At 57.7% G+C, this 17,742-nt stretch carries 12 protein-coding genes; 4 read left to right on the forward strand and 8 right to left on the reverse strand.

Annotation, left to right across the window (positions count from 1 at the left end; all coding sequences use genetic code 11):
* The first annotated feature begins 299 nt into the window (after positions 1-299).
* From J0X19_RS18690 to J0X19_RS18700, 3 genes are all read left to right on the forward strand, one after another.
* Positions 300-2,114 (forward strand): hydroxysqualene dehydroxylase, encoded by a 1,815-nt coding sequence (locus tag J0X19_RS18690; RefSeq protein WP_206985943.1) that lies wholly within the window; start codon positions 300-302, stop codon positions 2,112-2,114.
* A 65-nt stretch (positions 2,115-2,179) separates the two neighbouring features.
* Positions 2,180-2,857: a transmembrane-type terpene cyclase gene (locus J0X19_RS18695; protein WP_206985944.1), complete on the forward strand. Its 678-nt coding sequence runs from the start codon at positions 2,180-2,182 to the stop codon at positions 2,855-2,857.
* Positions 2,854-4,263, forward strand: a complete 1,410-nt coding sequence (locus tag J0X19_RS18700) for a sensor histidine kinase (RefSeq protein ID WP_242582972.1) — start codon at positions 2,854-2,856, stop codon at positions 4,261-4,263. Before J0X19_RS18695 ends, J0X19_RS18700 begins: the two co-directional genes overlap by 4 nt.
* 75 nt (positions 4,264-4,338) lie before the next feature.
* Here the strand turns inward: J0X19_RS18700 and J0X19_RS18705 are convergent, their stop codons facing one another.
* The 6 genes from J0X19_RS18705 to J0X19_RS18730 form a co-directional block, all read right to left on the reverse strand.
* Positions 4,339-5,352, reverse strand: a complete 1,014-nt coding sequence (locus tag J0X19_RS18705) for a bifunctional heptose 7-phosphate kinase/heptose 1-phosphate adenyltransferase (RefSeq protein ID WP_206985945.1) — start codon at positions 5,350-5,352, stop codon at positions 4,339-4,341.
* 149 nt (positions 5,353-5,501) lie between these two features.
* Positions 5,502-6,731, reverse strand: a complete 1,230-nt coding sequence (locus J0X19_RS18710) for a pyridoxal phosphate-dependent aminotransferase (protein WP_206985946.1) — start codon at positions 6,729-6,731, stop codon at positions 5,502-5,504.
* Between the two features lie 494 nt (positions 6,732-7,225).
* Entirely contained in the window at positions 7,226-9,286 is a 2,061-nt protein-coding gene (locus J0X19_RS18715) for a glycosyltransferase family 2 protein (RefSeq protein WP_206985947.1), read from the reverse strand.
* Between the two features lie 229 nt (positions 9,287-9,515).
* Complete coding sequence (locus tag J0X19_RS18720) at positions 9,516-10,895, reverse strand: aspartate kinase (protein ID WP_206985948.1); 1,380 nt, start codon at positions 10,893-10,895, stop codon at positions 9,516-9,518.
* 137 nt (positions 10,896-11,032) lie between these two features.
* Positions 11,033-11,647 carry a recombination mediator RecR gene (gene recR / locus J0X19_RS18725; protein ID WP_206985949.1) on the reverse strand — a complete coding sequence of 205 codons (615 nt, stop codon included), beginning with the start codon at positions 11,645-11,647 and terminating at the stop codon, positions 11,033-11,035.
* 94 nt (positions 11,648-11,741) lie between these two features.
* Positions 11,742-12,023, reverse strand: a complete 282-nt coding sequence (locus tag J0X19_RS18730; RefSeq protein ID WP_206985950.1) for an ATP-dependent Clp protease adaptor ClpS — start codon at positions 12,021-12,023, stop codon at positions 11,742-11,744.
* A 198-nt stretch (positions 12,024-12,221) separates the two neighbouring features.
* Between J0X19_RS18730 and J0X19_RS18735 the strand changes: the two genes are divergently transcribed.
* Positions 12,222-14,393, forward strand: coding sequence for a S9 family peptidase (locus J0X19_RS18735; protein WP_206985951.1), 2,172 nt, complete (start codon positions 12,222-12,224; stop codon positions 14,391-14,393).
* A gap of 197 nt (positions 14,394-14,590) precedes the next feature.
* Here J0X19_RS18735 and J0X19_RS18740 read toward each other — a convergent pair whose 3' ends face one another.
* Positions 14,591-17,143 carry a DUF4132 domain-containing protein gene (locus J0X19_RS18740; protein ID WP_206985952.1) on the reverse strand — a complete coding sequence of 851 codons (2,553 nt, stop codon included), beginning with the start codon at positions 17,141-17,143 and terminating at the stop codon, positions 14,591-14,593.
* Positions 17,144-17,219: 76 nt separating this feature from the next.
* A complete protein-coding gene (locus J0X19_RS18745) occupies positions 17,220-17,612 on the reverse strand; it encodes a hypothetical protein (RefSeq protein ID WP_206985953.1) in 393 nt (130 codons plus the stop codon).
* Between the last annotated feature and the right edge of the window lie 130 nt (positions 17,613-17,742).

The following is a 17,742-nucleotide window of genomic DNA, read 5'->3' on the forward strand; positions in this document are numbered from 1 at the left end:
ATTAGTAACAAGCCAGTCTGCTGCCAGCGGGCTGGCTTGTTTCAGTTGGGGCCACCATAATGCCATTCAGAGCTACTTATCTGGTTGATTGGCTGGCCTTATGCGTAGGGCGAAAGCAATTTATCCGTACGTCTTTATCCTTCAGCCTCCTTCATTGAGAGAGGTGCTGCCACCCTTAAAGCACAGCTGCTAATTCTATATAACATATATAGAATATTACAATAAATTATTGCTACTTTTCAATTCGCGCCGGCTTATACTACTATCCTGTAGGCGGTTGCAGCGCAAAGGATGCTAGCATGATTTCCAACTCTACAAAGCAGATTAGGGTTGCTGTGTTAGGCGGGGGTGTGGCCGGGATGAGTGCGGCGCACGAATTGGCAGAACGCGGCTTTTCGGTGGATGTGTATGAGCGGCAGCCGCAGTATGTGGGCGGCAAGGCGCGCTCCGTGAGTGTGCCGAACACTGGCCAGGATGGGCGGCTAGATTTGCCTGGTGAGCATGGCTTCCGGTTTTTTCCGGGCTTCTACCGGCACATCACCGATACCATGAAGCGCATTCCGTACGGCACTAATCCGCAGGGGGTGTTCGATAACCTGGTGGCGTCGCAACGGGTGCTGCTGGCGCGGTTTGGCAAGCCGCCGCTGCCTACTTTGGTCAACTTCCCCAAAACCAAGGCCGACCTTGAAACCATTCTGCAAGACCTGTCCGGCGCCGATACAGGGCTGACCAAGAGCGACATGCAGCTGTTTGCGCACAGCTTGTGGCAGATTCTGACGTCCAGCTATGAGCGGCGGCAGCAGGTGTATGAGCGCCAAAGCTGGTGGCAATTCATGCAAACCGACGAGCAGCAGCACCGCGACGGTATTGCGCCCGATGCCCCGTCGCCGTACGAGCTGTACTGCGTGGGGGGCCTGACGCACTCCTTGGTGGCGGCGCAACCCAAACTGATGAGCGTGAAAACCGGCGGCGACATTCTGCTTCAGCTGCTGCTGCTCATGGCCGACCCCACTGCCCATACCGACCGGATTCTCAACGGCCCCACCAACGAAGTGTGGCTCACTCCCTGGTTTACGCACCTGACCACCACGCTGGGCGTGCGCTACCACAAGCACCGCTACGTTACGCGCTTCACCTGCGACCGGTACACCCGGCGCATCACGGCCGCCTACGTGCGCCCCGATGTGAGTGATGCGGAGGAACGGGTTGAGGCCGATTTTTACGTGGCAGCCGTACCCGTGGAGCGCATGGCTGAGCTAATCAGCGACGACATGCTGGACGTAGATGAGACGCTAGAGTTTATAAAAACGCTGGCGGCGCCGGTTACCGAGGCGCTGAACTGGATGAATGGCGTGCAGTTTTATTTGAACGTGGATGTACCGCTGGCGCCCGGCCACATCATCTGCCTCGATTCGCCGTGGGCCGTAACGGGCATTTCGCAGGCGCAGTTCTGGCCCCAGCACCCGCTCACCAACTACGGCAACGGCCAGGTGAAAGGCCTGATTTCGGTGGATGTGAGCAACTGGTTTGAGAAGGGCCTAAACGGTCAGGAAGCCCGCAACTGCACCATCGAGCAGATAGTGGAGGAAGTCTGGAACGAGCTGAAAAAGAGCTTGGTGCAAGCTAACGGCCAAGGTATGCTTACCGACGAGATGCGCGTGGGCTACTACGTTGATTCCGACATCCAGCCCGACACTCACCAACCCACTCCACCGCCTATTAAAAGCCCGTTTGTGGCCATGCACAACACCGAGCCGCTGCTGGTGAATACGGCCAACTCGTGGAGCCTGCGGCCCAACAGCTTCTGTGGCATCCAAAACCTGTTTCTGGCCTCCGACTACGTGCGCACCAACACCGACCTGGCCACCATGGAAGGTGCCAACGAAGCGGCCCGCCGCGCCGTGAACGGCATTATTGCCGCCAGCGGCAGCGGAGCCCCGCTCTGCAAAATCTGGCCGCTGCACGAGCCCGACGTGCTGGCCGTGCTGCGGTGGCGCGACCGGCGGCGCTTCGAGAAAGGCCTGCCCTGGTCCGACGTGCTGACGGGCCCCGCCCGCCTGCTGCACGAAGTGAACTACTGGTTGCAGCGGCTGCGCGGCGTCACAAAATCCTAGCGTTTCCCTTGTAGCCCGCGCTGGTTGGCCTAGGGTCGGTTTTCCTATTTTACGCTTGTCGTCCCATGCTTGGTGTCCTGCTTAACCTCAACGACTACACGCCTTATGAGCACGTCTGCTTTGCGGTCGGCTGCTTTCTATGGGTGATTGTCTACATTTTCACCATTCGCTCCATCCGTCGCAACCAGTTCGTTGACATCCCGCTGATTTCGGCCTGCGCCAACATTTCATGGGAATTTTTGTGGAGTTGGGTGTTCACCACCGACATGGGCGAGCTGTACGTGTGGGGCTACCGCATCTGGTTTTTCCTGGACTGCTACATTGTGTACGGTTTGTTTCGCTACGGCTACAAGCAAATCCTGATTCCGGCGCTGGCCAGGAAACACCAGTTGGTTACCACCTTTGGTATTGTGGCCTGGCTGGTAATGCTCTACTTCTACATCAAGCTCTACGATGCGCCGCTGAGCCACATGGGGGCCTATTCCGGCTACATTCTGAGCATTCTGATGGGCACTTTATACATCACGCTTTTCCTGAGTATGAACAATACGCGCCTGTTTTCCTATGCCTCGGTGTGGTGCGCGGGCTTAGGCAATCTGCTGGTTACGCTGTTCTGCTTTTCGCACTTCACCGATTGGTTTTTGCTTTCGATGTGCGTATTTACTACCATTCTGAACGCCGCTTATATTCTGATTTTCGCCAGCCAACGCAAGCCCGCTGCCCACGAGTTGTCTACCGCATGAGCACCACCACGTTTTGGGAGCAGTACCTCTGGTTTCCGCTGGGGTTTCGGGGGCTGGAAGCCGACGAGTTCAAGAAGCGCACCACCGCCGTCCGGCTGGCTCTGTTTACCATGCTAGCCGCCATTCCGTATTCGCTGGTGTATGCGTGGCTGGGGTTTCCGCTGGCCCCGCGCGCCACGTTCATCTACATTGGCTTCTCGCTGGCCAACCTGCTGCTGCTGTTTCTGACCAAGAAATATTCGCTGTTCACCACGGCGCAGCTGGTAGCCATCATCCTGAACCCTATTATGGCGCACGTGGCCATTGGGGGCTTCGTGGACAGCAGCGCCATCATTCTGTCGGCCATCCTGAGTCCGTTGGGGGCTTTGATGTTCACCAACTACCGCACGGCGCGCATCTATTTCGTGCTGTTCGTGCTCGACGTGGTTGTTGCGGGCGTCTGGGATTATCTCTATGTCAGCGGCGAGCCGAAGCTGCCGAAGGGGGTGCTCATCGTCAGCTTCGTCAGCAACCTGGTTATCATCTGCTTGATTATTTACTTGCTGATTGCCAACGTGCTGCAAAAGCGCGAAGAGGCGCAGCAGGAGCTGCAACAGTCGCTCGACCACCTCCGGGCCACCCAGGTGCAGCTGGTGCAGCGCGAGAAAATGGCCAGCCTGGGGGAGCTGACGGCCGGCATTGCCCACGAAATTCAGAACCCGCTCAACTTCGTCAACAACTTTTCGGAGGTATCCACGGAGCTGGTGGAGGAGCTGTCCGAAGAAAACCACAAACCCGAGCGCGACGCCGGTTTGGAAGACGAGTTGCTGCATGATTTGCAGCAGAACCTTCGGAAAATAACGCACCACGGACGCCGCGCCAGCAGCATCGTGCGCGACATGCTGGAACACAGCCGCGCCAGCACCGGCGAGCGGCAGCCCACCGACCTGGCCGCTCTCTGCGACGAATACCTGCGCCTGGCTTACCACGGCCTCCGCGCCAAAGACAAAAGCTTCAATGCAACCCTCGAAACCAGATTCCCGCCCGATTTACGCCCCGTAAATCTTATTGGCCAAGACATAGCGCGGGTAATGCTTAACTTATTTACCAACGCCTTCTACGCGGTACGGGAACGGCAGCAACGGGGCGAGGCAGGGTACCTGCCAACCGTTGCGGTAAGCATTGAGCAGGACGCCGAGCAGGTACGAATTCGGGTGCGCGACAATGGCACCGGCATACCCGAAAGCGTGAAGCATAAGATTTTTCAGCCCTTTTTCACCACCAAGCCCACCGGCGAAGGCACTGGCCTCGGCCTCTCGCTCAGCTACGACATCATCACGAAAGGCTGCGGTGGCACGCTCACTGCCGAAACCACGGAAGGCCAAGGCACCGAACTGACTGTCACGCTACCAACATGCTTAGAATGAGGCGAAGAAGCAAGTGAAAAGAAAGCCCGTAGCTGCTATGCAACTGTAGCTTCTTTCACACCAACCAATTGATACTTAGATAGCCAACCCTACTTCTTGCGCTTCTTCCAGCAGCAGCAGCTTCTCGATTGGAACTACGCCTACCTGTTCACAAACCAGCCCGCCGCCGAGGTTGGCCAGCGCGGCCGTAACTGAGGCGGGCAAATCAAGCGCCACGCAAAGCGCCGCAATGCTAATCACCGTGTCACCGGCGCCGGATACGTCGGAGATGGTACGCAGGTGAGCCGGCAGGTAGGTTTTTTCCTGCTGACGCTGCGCGAATACGCCGTGCTCGGAAAGAGTTACCAGCACGATTTCCGGCGTCAGCACTTCCCGCAGGCGAGCTACGGCAGCTTCAAATCCGGCGCGGTCGGTATCCGGCTCCCCGAACTCCAGCTTCAGACCTTCGCGCAACTCTTTCAGGTTGGGCTTGAACAGGGTACAGTGCTGATACGCCAGGAAGTTCTTTTTCTTGGGGTCGACAACGGTGGGAATACCCCGCTGCCGCGCCAGCGCAATGAAGTGCTGAATGCTGGCTTCAGTGAGCACACCTTTGTCGTAATCCTCGAAAATCACCACGTTGGCTTGCGCCAACAGGGTTTCGTAGCAGGCCGTGAGCTGCGCGTTTTCTTCGCCGTTGAGGTCGGTTTCCACCTCCGAATCAATACGCAGCAGCTGCTGTCCTTGGGCCAGAATCCGCTGTTTCACGGTGGTTGGGCGGTACGCGCTGCGCACAATACCTTCGGCCGACAGACCGGTGGTGTGCAGCAAATCCAGCAGCTGGTTGCCGCCTTGGTCTTCGCCAATTACAGCGCATAGCAATGGGGTGGCCCCCAGAGCCTGCACATTCAGCGCCACATTGGCCGCCCCACCGAGGCGGTTTTCCATACGGCTCACGTTCACCACCGGCACGGGGGCTTCCGGTGAAAGCCGGGTGGCTTTGCCCCACACGTAGGCATCCATCATCACGTCGCCCACAATGAGCACGCGCAACTGGTTGAAAGCGTTGAACAGCTCGGGCAAGGTGGTAGGGGCAGATGGGGCAGGCATTCTGGCAGGTTCGGTGAAACCGCAAAGGTAACTCTAACCCTGACTTTCACTTGTTGAAATGAACAAAGCGAGTAGCTGGCCCTGTCCTGAACGGTACAGTGGCCGGCTACTCGCCTCGTGCGTGCTGTTAAGCCTAAGGCAGCGCTACTTTATACCAGCGTGGCCAGGCTCTTTTTGATGCGGGTGAAGGCGTCGCGCAGCTTTTCATCGGCGGCGGCGGTGCTGAACCGGATGCAGTTTGGGGCGCCAAAGGCCCGGCCATCTACGCAGGAAACGTGCGCATCGCGCAGAATGAACAGGGCGAGGTCGTAGGCGTTTTCAATCACCTGGCCGTCGGGGGCGGTTTTGCCGAAGAAGCTGCTCACGTCGGGAAAAACGTAGAACGCGCCGCTGGGCGTGGGCGTGCGCAGGCCGGGAATCTCCTTGGCCATTTCCAGCACCAGGTCGCGGCGGCGGTGGTAGGCTTCCACCATTTCGTCGGCCGAGGCCCGGCCGCCTTTCAAGGCCGCCAGGGCAGCACGCTGGGCAATGGAGCAGGTACCCGACGTAATCTGGCTCTGGATTTTTTCGCAGGCACTGGCAATGTCTTTGTGGGCCGCAATGTAGCCCACGCGCCAGCCGGTCATGGCGTAGCCTTTCGAGAAGCCATTCACGGTAATCACCCGGTCCTTGATGTCAGAGAACTGCGCAATGCTGGCATGGTCGCCCACGAAGTTGATGTACTCGTAAATCTCATCGGCCAGCACGTGCACCTGCTCGTGGCGCGCCACCACGTCGGCAATGGCGGCCAGGTCGTCGCGGGAGAATACTGAGCCGGTGGGGTTGCAGGGCGACGAGTACATGATGAGCTTGGTGCGCGGCGTAATAGCGGCTTCCAGCTCGGCAGCCGTCACTTTGAAGTCATTTTCAATGGAGCCGACCAGCTCCACCACCACGCCTTCGGCCAGTTTCACTATTTCGGTGTAGCTCACCCAGTACGGCGCAAACACAATCACCTCGTCGCCGGGGTTCACTAGGCTCAGCACGGCATTCGCCAACGACTGCTTGGCCCCGGTGCTCACCACAATGTTCTCGTTTTTGTAGTCGAGGTTATTGTCGCGCTTTAGCTTGTCGCAGATGGCCTGGCGCAGCTCGGGGTAGCCAGGTACGGGCGTATAGAAGGTGTAGCCTTCGTCGAGGGCGGCTTTGGCGGCATCCTTGATGTACTGCGGGGTCTGAAAATCGGGCTCGCCGAAGCTGAGGTTGATAACATCCACGCCCTGGGCAGCCAGTTCACGGGATTTTTTAGCCATGGCTATCGTCTGGGATTCCTGCATGGTCAGGATCCGGTCGGACAGAACAGAGGTGGACACTGGGGCAAGCGTAACTTCTTGAGACATGGGGGCAAAGACGAATTAGTGAAGCGGGCGAATGTACTGAGGATAGAATAATTATTCAGCACCAGCTCGTTGATTATCTACACAGGCCAACGCGCCATTCCGCCTGCTATTGCCCGCCAATTCAAGAACGTGATACACTACTGCCATTTCGCACCCGTCGGCGTTTTCTGTCCTGCGCTTCCTCCTGAATCCTGCTCTAGAACACCCATAATCACGCCGGATAGCGGCTTCTTGCTACTCTTCGGGGGTATATTGACATGCTCTGGCCTGCAAGCTCTATAGTAGCAGTTGGTACCCCAAGGTGCCGCCGCTTAGCAGCACGAATCTATTATTTCTAACGCTTGAATAGCTCGTCCGTTAGTGTCTTGAAGCAGTTTCAGAAGTGTAGCGCGAAGTCTTTACTTGGCGTGTTGTTGCGGCCTAGCAAATTATCAGAACCGACAATATTCAATGGCGCGCCAAGCAAAGGCTTCGCGCTACAGTCCGAGCGCGCCCTACTCCACTCCCAGCCACCGAAAGCGCCGTAGCATAATACTGAGGTCGGTGCCAGGCTCGTAGTCTTTGGCGTAAAGCAATTCCAGGCGGCGGCGGGTGGCCTCGGTGAGAGGCGTGGCTACCGGCGTGGCATCGGCGGGCGAGAGGATGGCGCGGGCCATGTGGGTGGGTGTGGCGGCATGGCGCAAGCCTACCCAGGTGCGCGAGCCACCCAGCACCCGCAAACAGTTGCGCACGAACCCGCCTTTGCGCTCCTGCAACCCCAGCACCAGCGGCGACGCCAACAATAGCAACAAAGCCGTCAGCAAGTCGAGCACCCGCTTGTTGCGCACCTGCTGGGGCCGGAACAGATTGAGCGTAATATCGAGGGCGTAGTAGTCGCCGGGCGCGTCCTTCGACGAGCTACCAATGATGTACTGGCTATCCTGCGGCAGTATTTTGTAGGCCACGGCCGGGTGCTGCGGCAAACTCACCATCAACCCGATAATCTGGCTGGCCGACAAATCTTTGCCGCAAAAAATCAGCTCATCCAGCGCATAGATTCGGATGATTTCCGCTAGCTGCCGCACTTCGCCCAGCTGGTCGTCGGCCGGTGCGGCTAAGGTGGTTTCTGCATCCAGCACTGCCTGTTGTGCTCCAGAAGCAGCCCAGGCAGGACCAGCCAACACCGGGGCGGGCGCCGCCGGGGTGGCTACGGCGGTAACCTCCGGCGTGATGTAGCCGATGATGCGGGCCTGTACTGCCGCATGCTCCAATAGCTGCCGCACCCGCAGGCTTTCCACCGCCGAGCCCACAATGGCCACGTTTTTCTGCCGCCGCTCACTCAGGCGTAAGTCGTGGTAGCGCAGAAAGTGCGTGGCCAGCCGCCGCCCGACCAAGGCCGCCACGGCCCACACGCCCCCCAGCACAATCAGCGCCTTCGAGAAGCGCCAGGCATCAAAGAAGTTGCTGATGGCCGAAATCAGCACGGTGCCCAGGAAGATACCGCGCACGATGCGCGAGGTTTTGGTGGGCTCGTCGTAGGCGCCGCTGAAGTAGGCCGAGGTCAGCCACACCAGAATGTAGGCCGGCACCGCCACCAGCATAAACTGCGGCGGATAGGCCGTGGGCACGTATTTGTGGTTCTGCTCCCAATAGTGTTTCAGAAAAAACATCCCCCCGTAAATCAGGCCGGCATCGAGCAGTACGGGCGCGGCGCGGGTCAGCAGGCGCTCGGCTACCGCCATGCCCGCCCGCAGCCAGATGGCCGCGTTTATCAGCACCGAAAACAGACCGGCCTGCCCCGGCATGAAGTGCTTGCGCGCAAAAATCACCATGGCCCGGTAGAACACGAACACATAGTTGACGCTGGTGCGCTTGGTGCTTTCGCCCTTATAGTGGATGATGCGGGTGCCGGGGAAGTAGTAGTTTTTCCAGCCGCCCTGCGTGATACGGTACGAGAGGTCAATGTCCTCGCCGTACATGAAATAGTCCTCGTCGAGCAGGCCCACTTGCTGGAGCGTGGCCTGCCGCATCAGCATAAAAGCGCCACTCAGCACTTCCACCTCATGGGTCTGGTCTTTGTCGAGGAAGCCGAGGTGGTAGCGCCCAAACCGGCGCGACTTCGGAAACAGCTTGGCCAGCCCGAATATTTTGTAGAACGCCACCCACGGCGTGGGCAGCCCCCGCTTGCTTTCCGGCAGAAACTTACCCTGTCCGTCGAGCATCTTCACGCCCAGGCCGCCGGCATTGGGGTGCTGGTCCATGAACGCGCAGCAGGCCCGGAAGGTGTCTTCCTCCACCACCGTATCGGGGTTGAGCAGCAGTACGTACTCGCCGCGCGCTATCCGCAGAGCTTGGTTGTTGGCCTTCGAGAAGCCGGGGTTGTCGTGGTTTTCAATGAGAATCACCTCCGGAAACCGGGTCCGCACCATGGCCACCGAGCCGTCCACAGAGTTGTTGTCCACTACAAACACTTCCACCGGCTGCCCCAGCTTTTCCACCGCCCGCCGAACCGACAAAAGCGCCTGCTCCAGAAAGTAGCAGACGTTGTAGTTGACGATGACAACGGAAAGTTTCACGGATGGCAGCAAGCAAGAAGTAGCCTCGAAAGGTACGCAGAGTCAGGTCAGAATGTAACGCGGAAGCTCGTTCATCTCAAACCCTTTGGATGGTACGGAAAAGACCTGTCATGCTGAGCGCAGTCGAAGCATCTCGCGTGCTGACTTCTGGATTACCGTTGCAACGTTAGCACGCGAGATGCTTCGACTGCGCTCAGCATGACGTTCTTTGAGTTGATGTTCACACACGCTAAAAAAACAAGGTTTTATTCAACGCAACCACGGCGGCCCGGAAATCCTTGCGGGCAACCAGGAATTGGATGTTCACTTTGCGCAGGGCGAAACCGGCACTCATAATGTTGATGTCGGCGTCGGCCAGGGCGCCGGCGGCTTTGGCCAGCAGGCCCGGCTGGTCGATGTTGGAGCCAATCAGGCACACCATGGCCATCTTTTCCACGGTTACCTTTTCGTATTTCTCCTGCAGTTCCAGCACCAGCTTCTTGTTGAAATCCTTCTCCCAGATAACCACCGAAATACTGTTGGCGCTGGTGGCTTTGAAGCTGTAGCTGATGCCTAAGTCGTAGAATATCTGCATAATATGCAGGTCGTAGCCGGCCGCGCCCACCATCAGCGGGTCGTACACGTCAATCATCATCACCTTGTCGGTGCCGGTAATCACCTCCACCCGCTTCTGCGGCGACACGTAATCTTCGGTGATGAGCGTGCCGGGGTGCTCAGGCTCGAAGGTGTTCTTGATGCGCAGATTAATCTTGCTGATTTCCAGCGGCTTCGAGGCCTTGGGGTGGATGGCCTCCATGCCCACGTCGGCAAGCTGGTCGGCCACGTCGTAGTTGGTGAATCCAACGGGTTGGCAGTTGTCCACGCCTACCATCATGGGGTCGGCGGAGCAGAGGTGGTACTCCTTGTGAATAATAGCTTCCTGGGGCTTCACTGCTACGGCTATCTTGCTGAAGGTCACCTCGGAATAGCCCCTATCAAATTCCCGCATGATACCTTCCGTGCCCTTCACGTAGCCCGTCACGATGCAGATGGTTTCGGCGAAGTTGATTTTCTTGAAGGCGTGCCGGATGCGCTGGTCGATGGTGTAGGATTTATGGTCGTGAAAACCGCTCAAATCCACCAGCGTAGCGTTGATGCCGCGGTTTTGCAGGATGTTCACCGAGTTGAACGCCGAGTGCGTTTCGCCAATGGAAGCCAGAATTTCGCGGGCCGCTTGCAGGATGTTGGCGCTGCTCACGTAGCCCGACGCCAGAATATTAACGAGGCTGTTGAGGTAGGTTTTGGCGTCCTGAATTCGCTGCTCGATGAAGGCATCGGCCACCGCCAAATCCAGCCCCAGCGGCTCGTATTGCCGGTTTAGGGCCTTGAGCTTGGCGGCTACTTCGGCCAGAGCCTGATGAAACTTCTTGTGCTCGGTAATGCGGTGGTACACGCCCGGCTCACCGGTTTTCTTGTTTTCCAGCAGCCAGTTCGTCACACCCGCGTAGGCCGACACCACAAAAATCCGGTTGTAGAGTTCGGCACCCGTGCGGTTGTACAGTATAATGTTGCTGAGCACGTCGCCGAAGGCACTCATAGACGTACCGCCGATTTTTTCTACGGTGAGCATGGAAGTAAAGCAGACAAGTGAATCAGCAAACATAAGCGGTGAATTGGTGAGATAGTGAAATGGTGAGTTGCTATTCCATTTGCACCACTTGCGCGGCTGGAACAACAACTCACCATTTCACTATCTCACCAATTCACTTACTTCGCTTGGCGCTGGCGTTCCACAATGCTGCGGCCCAGCGTAATTTCATCGGCGTACTCCAACTCTCCACCCATCGGAATGCCGCGGGCAATGGAGCTGATGTGTACCTCGGCGAAGTCGCGCAGCTTGCGCGAAAGGTAGAAGGCCGTGGTGTCGCCTTCCATCGTGGGGCTGATGGCCAGAATAACTTCTTTGATTTCCGAGTCAGGCGCGCTGATACGTTCCACCAACGAGTCGATCTGCAAGTCGCTGGGGCCTATGCCTTCAATGGGCGAAATCACGCCGCCCAGCACGTGGTAGCCGCCTTTGTACTGCCCGGTGTTTTCGATGGCAATAACGTCGCGGATGTCCGATACCACGCAGATGATGCTATGGTCGCGGAGCTTGTTGGCGCAGATGCTGCACTCGGCCGTGTCGGAAATGTTGTGGCAGGTGTCGCAATAGCGAATGTCGAAGCGCATTTTAGCTAGCGCCTCGGCCAGCGTAGCGGTGGTATCCGTTTCGGCTTTCAGCAGATGCAACGCCAGGCGCAACGCGGTTTTTTTGCCAATGCCGGGCAGTTTAGACAACTCCCCGACGGCGTTTTCTATCAGTTTGGAAGGAAAGTCCATTCAGTTGAATTGTTGAATAGCTGATTGTTAAATTGTTAACTGTTCAACGAGCCGCTGAAACGACCAACAATTCAACAATCAACCACCCAACTATTTATAATACGTCGGCCGAGATGCCCCGGTCGTGGATGGCGGTGCACATGGCGGCCAGTTCATCGTACACGCCGTGCTTCACCGTGCACTGGCCTTTATGATGAATTAACAAGGTGCACTGCTCGGCCTGTTCGGGCTCGTGGCCGCACACATCCATGAGCGTTTTGATGACGTGGTCGAAGGTATTGATGTCGTCGTTATACACGATTAGGTCGCGAACATCCGTCGTTTCCTCCAGTAGCAGAACGTCCTCGTCGTAGTCGATTTGTGGGTTGGTGTTCATAACACAAAAGTACGGAAAAACGAGTGAAAAAACGGCGTTGATGGCTTCTATCGGCCTTGTATAACCCCTTGAAGAGCAGAATCGTTTCGCCGATTCCGAGAAAAGACAAGCCGGATGGCTGGCATTCTAAAATTACGGCAGGTTAGCGCCGGCCGCCGTAATTTCCGCCTTTCAATTCCTGGTACTTGCTTCAATTTTATGCTCAATTCCTCTCCCCGCCTGCTGCTGCTTGTGCTGCTGGCGCTGGCGGCGCAGCTTCCCGCCCGCGCCCAACAGAAACTGCTGACCATGGAAGATGCGTTTCTGAACCGTAGCCTCCAGCCCGAAAACATTCGCCAGCTAACTTGGATTCCGGCTTCACAGGACGAATACAGCTTCCTACGCACCTCCGGCGGCCAGGACGAGCTGATGCGGGCCAGCCTGGCCGGCAACCTACGAGCCGTAGTAACGCTGAACGAGTTAAGCCAGGCGTTGCAAGCCGCTGGTGCTCCCGCCGTGAAGGCAAGCGCCTTTCCGGCCGTGACGTGGATCAGTCCTAGCATTTTTGTAGTGACGCGCGCCAGCAAACTATACCGGGTGGATGCGTCGAGCAAACAAGCCAGCCTCCTGTTCGGCTACGACCAAGCCGCTGAAAACGTGGAGCTGGACCCCACTAAAACCCGCGTGGCGTACACCAAAGCGCAGAATCTGTACGTGTCGGGAGCAGGCCGCGAAAACGAGGCGGTAACCACCGAAACCAACCCAGCCATCGTGAATGGGCAGGCGGCGCACCGCTCGGAGTTCGGCATCACGAAAGGCACGTTTTGGAGCCCCACCGGCCGGCGGCTGGCCTACTACCGCATGGACCAAACCATGGTAACCGACTACCCGCTGGTAGATATTGCTGCCACCCCGGCGCAGGCCAGGCCTATCAAATACCCCATGGCCGGCGACAAAAGCCACGAGGTAACGGTGGGCGTGTACGACCTGGAAACGCGCAAAACGGTGTTTCTGCAAACCGGCGAGCCCAAGGAGCAGTACCTCACCAACATCAGCTGGAGCCCCGACGAGAAGTCGATTTACGTAGCCGTGCTGAATCGGGGCCAGAACCACCTGAAGCTGAATCAGTACGATGCGGGTACGGGCGCCTTCGTGAAAACGCTGTTCGAGGAGAAAGACGAAAAGACGTTTGTGGAACCCTTGCACCCGCTCACCTTCGTACCCAGCCAGCCGACGCAGTTTATCTGGCACAGCCAGCGCGACGGGTACGACCACCTGTACCTTTATAACACCAGCGGCAAGCTGTTGCGCCAGCTCACCAAAGGACCGTGGCAGGTAACTGACTTGCTGGGCTTTACCAACAAAAACCAGGAAGTGGTTTTTCAAAGCACGGCGGCTAGTCCGCTGGAGAGGCAGGTGTACGCGGTGAAGCTCAGCGGCGGTAAGCTGCGCCAGCTCAGCCAGGAAAAGGGCACGCATACCGTTACCCTCAGCCCCAGCGGCAACCACTTGTTCGATACTTTCAGCAGTACCACCACGCCACGCACAGTGGGTATTATCGGGGTGGATGGCAAGCTGAAACAACAGCTGCTCAACGCCGAAAACCCGCTTACCGGCTACACACTAGGCGAAACCAAGCTGGTGACCATCAAAGCCGCCGACGGCAGCACCGACCTGCACGGCCGCCTCATCACGCCGCCCAACTTCGACCCGGCCAGGAAGTACCCCACAGTGGTGTACCTCTACGGCGGCCCGCATGCCCAGATGGTAACCAACTCCTGGCTGGGCGGCGGCAACCTCTGGATGCAGCTGATGGCGCAGAAAGGCTACGTGGTGTTTACCGTAGATTCGCGCGGCAGCGGCAACCGGGGCTCGGCGTTTGAGCGGGCCACGTTCCGGCAACTCGGCACCGTGGAAATGGCCGACCAGCTCAAGGGCGTTGACTACCTCAAAAGCCTGCCTTACGTGGACCAGGCCCGCATGGGCATTCACGGTTGGAGCTTCGGCGGCTTCATGACCACCACCCTGATGACGCGCAGCCCCGGCACGTTTAAAGCAGGTGTAGGTGGCGGCCCGGTTATCGACTGGCGCATGTACGAAATCATGTACACGGAGCGCTACATGGATACGCCCCAGGAAAACCCCGAGGGCTACGAGAAAGCCAACCTGCTCAACTACGTAGACAAGCTGCAAGGCAAGCTCCTGCTCATCCACGGCACCGTGGATGACGTGGTGGTGTGGCAGCACAGCCTCGATTACCTGAAAACCGCCGTGGATAAAGGCGTGCAGCTCGACTACTTCGTGTACCCCGGCCACCCGCACAACGTGGGCGGTAAAGACCGGGTGCACCTCTACAACAAAATCACGCAGTACTTCGACGAGAAGCTGTAAGCTGTTAGGAATTAGCAACTCCAGCGGCATGATGTGGCTACAAGCTAGTTCCCCTCCTCAGATGAGGAGGGGTTAGGGGTGGTTGACCAACCGTTGAACGATTACTATTTCTAATTTCTAGCTCTAGCTGTTCAACCACCCCTAACCCCTCCTCATCTGAGGAGGGGAACTAGCTTGTAGCTTTTAACACAAGCTCTCTACCGCTGCTTGATTTGGCGGACGATGGTGTCGTCGGTGATTTTGTCGTCGTCCATGAGCAGCAGGGCTTTGCTGAGGATGATGGACAGCACGGCGTCGCCCTCGAAAGGCAGGAAGACGCCGGCGGTGCTGGCGGTTTTGGCGGACCGGTCGGGCACAATGCACAGGTATTGGTCGTTGGGCGTCATGAGGATGTTGCCCGAGCCGAGGTGGATTTTATAGGTCCGCAGCTTGCCTTTCACTTCCAGAAAGTTGCCCTTGATTTCGCTCACTTTCCCAATTTTCAGGCGCGGCACCAGCCGTTCCAGGGCCAGCTTGCGGTTTTTGGCCACTTCGCCCAGCTCCCCGAAGCTGTAGCTTTCCCAGTAGTTGCGGTACTGCACCAAGCCGCCATTGTCGCGCCAGAGTGGGTCGTTGCCGACGGAGGCTACCCCCACAAACAAATCCACGTCGCGCATTACCTCCGAGAATACCAGCGGCGGCACCTCGGGCAGCGGCACCGGCCCGTGGCCGGTCACGAAACGTACCTGGTCGGTGCTGACGTAGTTCCAGATGCCGGTGTCGTTGAAGGCGTCGTCGGCGTTGACTTCGCTCACCCAAAACTGTGCCTGCAAGCCATGCGCGGGCAATTCCAACGTGGCAGAGTCCGATTCGTAGCCCTTATCATAGGCACCCATGAGGCGGTAATTCCAGCCCCGCCCTCGTGCCAGGGCACTGAACTGATGTTGGCGCAACACGTGAGCGGCCATGCGGTTGGAGTAAACGCGGGTGCGCTCCTCGGGCGGCGTGAGTAGGTACACTTCGCGGTACACCTGCTTGAAAGGCTGGCGTAATTCCCGTTCGTCCAGCAAATTGCGCCAGGTAAGCACCTCATCGGTGGTGGATAGCACGGGGTGCCAGAGTTGCAGGGTATCGGCGTCGGTAAGGGCGGGCAGGGCCTCGCCCTGGGCGGTACGCCAGGCGTCGTTTTGCCACAGCGCGTCGTGGTGGGAGCCGTCGGGGTGATGAATGCGCCACACGAGCGGGCGCGCCAGCTCTCCTACCACACCATGCTCCAGGTAGTAGCGCCGGAAACGGGGCCACGCAATGCGCCGGCCGGTGATATAGCCCCGGTCTAAACGCTCGCGCTGGGTGGTGTAGGTGTGCTGCACCTGCGTTTGGGTGAGCTTCAGGCTCCGTAGTTCGTCGGCATGAGTACTCTTCAGCGCGGTGGGGGCCGATTTCAATGATTTACCGGCTTTGCTCCATAGTAGTTCCACCTTGCTGCCAGCCACCGTTAGCACCGCTTGGTAGTCGCCGAACAGGTAGTCTACCCGCCCGTTTACCAGCCCAAAATCGGGCACGGCCATGTCTTCCAGCTCGGCGGGCGTCATACCCAATTCCAACGCGGCCTTCTCCAGGTAGCGCCCAATCAGGCTTTGCGTGTTGGGCTGTTTCACGGCACTATGCAGGCGCGACAAATGCGCCACGCCCGGCAAACCGCCCTGCGCCAGCACCCACACGCCGGCATTACCTAGGCTGGGGGCCAACTGTCCTTTGCCCGGAATCTTGCGGTAGCACTTAGCGGACAGCTCAGCCACGTAGTGTAGCAATGCCGAATTCAACAGCGGCACGCTGGTCCAGAGCAGGCCCTTCACCACGTCTTGATTGGTCTGGCTCAAGAAGTGCCACTCCGAATAGGTGTAGGAATGGCCGCCGTAGTTGTTGGTACGGCTCAATTCCTGCACGGGCAGTTTGGCCAAAGCGCCCAGCCACGTTTCATAGTGTTTGGCTACTACATCTGCTCCTATAGCGGCCACAGCAGCTTCCGCTTCCTTCTGAAATTTGGTGGTAGGTTGCGCGCCGCTGGCTTTCTGAAACAGCTGCAACAACCGCAGCCACGGGCCAGCTTCCGGGCTGGCTCCCAAGCCTAGTACAAACTCGTTCAGCGCTTCGCCAAAGGCATCCCCATCAGCAAATACCACCGTTGGCAGCCCTTCAGCACCGCTCAAGCGTAGTATTTCCTGAATCTTACCGCGCATCTTCACCACACCGGCATCGGAAGTATAAGCGGCAGAAACGGCCAGCAACTCCCTTAAATACACTAGCAGTTCCTCAGCTAGCGGCTGCTTTTTGGTCTGCTTTTCCAGTTGGCCCAGCGTTAGCAGCACTGGAAAAGCAGATAAGGTCTGCCCTAGTGGCTGCTTCGGATGCTTCGTTCGAGCATCAAGTCCATACACATGAAATAATTGTACCCAGGCGGCTGGCTCTAACTCCAGCGTAGCGCGTAATAAGGCTTGCAACAGCTTTGCCAGTTGATAGCGGGTTTGATAGTTGTTGCTCAAGCTACCCATTGCTTCTGCAGTAGCTACTGCCAAGCGGCCTTTGTAAGCGGCATCCTGGGTTTTCAGGGTCTGGTATGCTTCAATTTCCGGCAGCTTCAAATCCCAGTAACTGATGTCCCGGTTCTGTAGCTCCGTCAGGTACGCCAGTAGAAACGGTTGCATTTCGGTGGCTTCGGGGCTGGTGCTGCTGAGAAGCTTCGTGAACGACTTTTTTTCTTTAGTAGTCATAGAAGATGCAGAAGAAGATTTCGCGCTGGTAAGCTCCCACACGCTGTTCAACCAGTCGGTCCAGAAGGATGCCATATCAGCCGCCTACCAGGGGGGTGAGCTTGATAAAGCTGGCGGTAGCGCCCGTGCCTAGCCATACTTCTTCGTCTAGGCTTTCCACTTGCCGGTCGTTCACCAGCACAAAGTAGCCGTTTTGCTGAAAGCCTTCCAGGGCTTTATAAAGCTGCTCTTCGGCATCAATCGGCTTGGGCTGGCGCAACCGGAAGCCATTGAGCACTCGTTCCGAAGCGGTGGGCTGTACCAAGCCAGTAAACACCCCAGACTGCCGGGCGTTGTAGGCTTCCACTTCCTGTTGCACGCGCTGGGCAATCAGCTCGCGCACCGTGAGGGTTTCCTGGGTGATTTCCAGCTCCAGCCGGTTGAGGACACTGCCGGTGGCAGTTTCATCCTGAATGGTGAGGTAAGCCATGTAGAGAAGGTTAGTTGCTAACTGAATTCAATATACTAATTTTTTTAGCAATAGTTGCTAACTGCACCGGCAAAATCGCCAAAAGTTGCGTGGTTGCGTTTTTAAGTAGTAGGTCATAAGTAGTTGGACA

This window comes from Hymenobacter telluris, from assembly GCF_017313265.1.
GTDB classification, from domain to species: Bacteria; Bacteroidota; Bacteroidia; order Cytophagales; family Hymenobacteraceae; genus Hymenobacter; species Hymenobacter telluris.

What these genes read in the sequence shown, in the direction of transcription:
- J0X19_RS18690 (WP_206985943.1), top strand. Translation starts at nt 300, where the DNA reads ATGATTTCCAACTCTACAAAGCAGATTAGGGTTGCTGTGTTAGGCGGG.
- J0X19_RS18695 (WP_206985944.1), top strand. Translation starts at nt 2,180, where the DNA reads ATGCTTGGTGTCCTGCTTAACCTCAACGACTACACGCCTTATGAGCAC.
- J0X19_RS18700 (WP_242582972.1), top strand. Translation starts at nt 2,854, where the DNA reads ATGAGCACCACCACGTTTTGGGAGCAGTACCTCTGGTTTCCGCTGGGG.
- J0X19_RS18705 (WP_206985945.1), bottom strand. Translation starts at nt 5,352, where the DNA reads ATGCCTGCCCCATCTGCCCCTACCACCTTGCCCGAGCTGTTCAACGCT.
- J0X19_RS18710 (WP_206985946.1), bottom strand. Translation starts at nt 6,731, where the DNA reads ATGTCTCAAGAAGTTACGCTTGCCCCAGTGTCCACCTCTGTTCTGTCC.
- J0X19_RS18720 (WP_206985948.1), bottom strand. Translation starts at nt 10,895, where the DNA reads ATGCTCACCGTAGAAAAAATCGGCGGTACGTCTATGAGTGCCTTCGGC.
- recR (WP_206985949.1), bottom strand. Translation starts at nt 11,647, where the DNA reads ATGGACTTTCCTTCCAAACTGATAGAAAACGCCGTCGGGGAGTTGTCT.
- J0X19_RS18730 (WP_206985950.1), bottom strand. Translation starts at nt 12,023, where the DNA reads ATGAACACCAACCCACAAATCGACTACGACGAGGACGTTCTGCTACTG.
- J0X19_RS18735 (WP_206985951.1), top strand. Translation starts at nt 12,222, where the DNA reads ATGCTCAATTCCTCTCCCCGCCTGCTGCTGCTTGTGCTGCTGGCGCTG.
- J0X19_RS18740 (WP_206985952.1), bottom strand. Translation starts at nt 17,143, where the DNA reads ATGACTACTAAAGAAAAAAAGTCGTTCACGAAGCTTCTCAGCAGCACC.
- J0X19_RS18745 (WP_206985953.1), bottom strand. Translation starts at nt 17,612, where the DNA reads ATGGCTTACCTCACCATTCAGGATGAAACTGCCACCGGCAGTGTCCTC.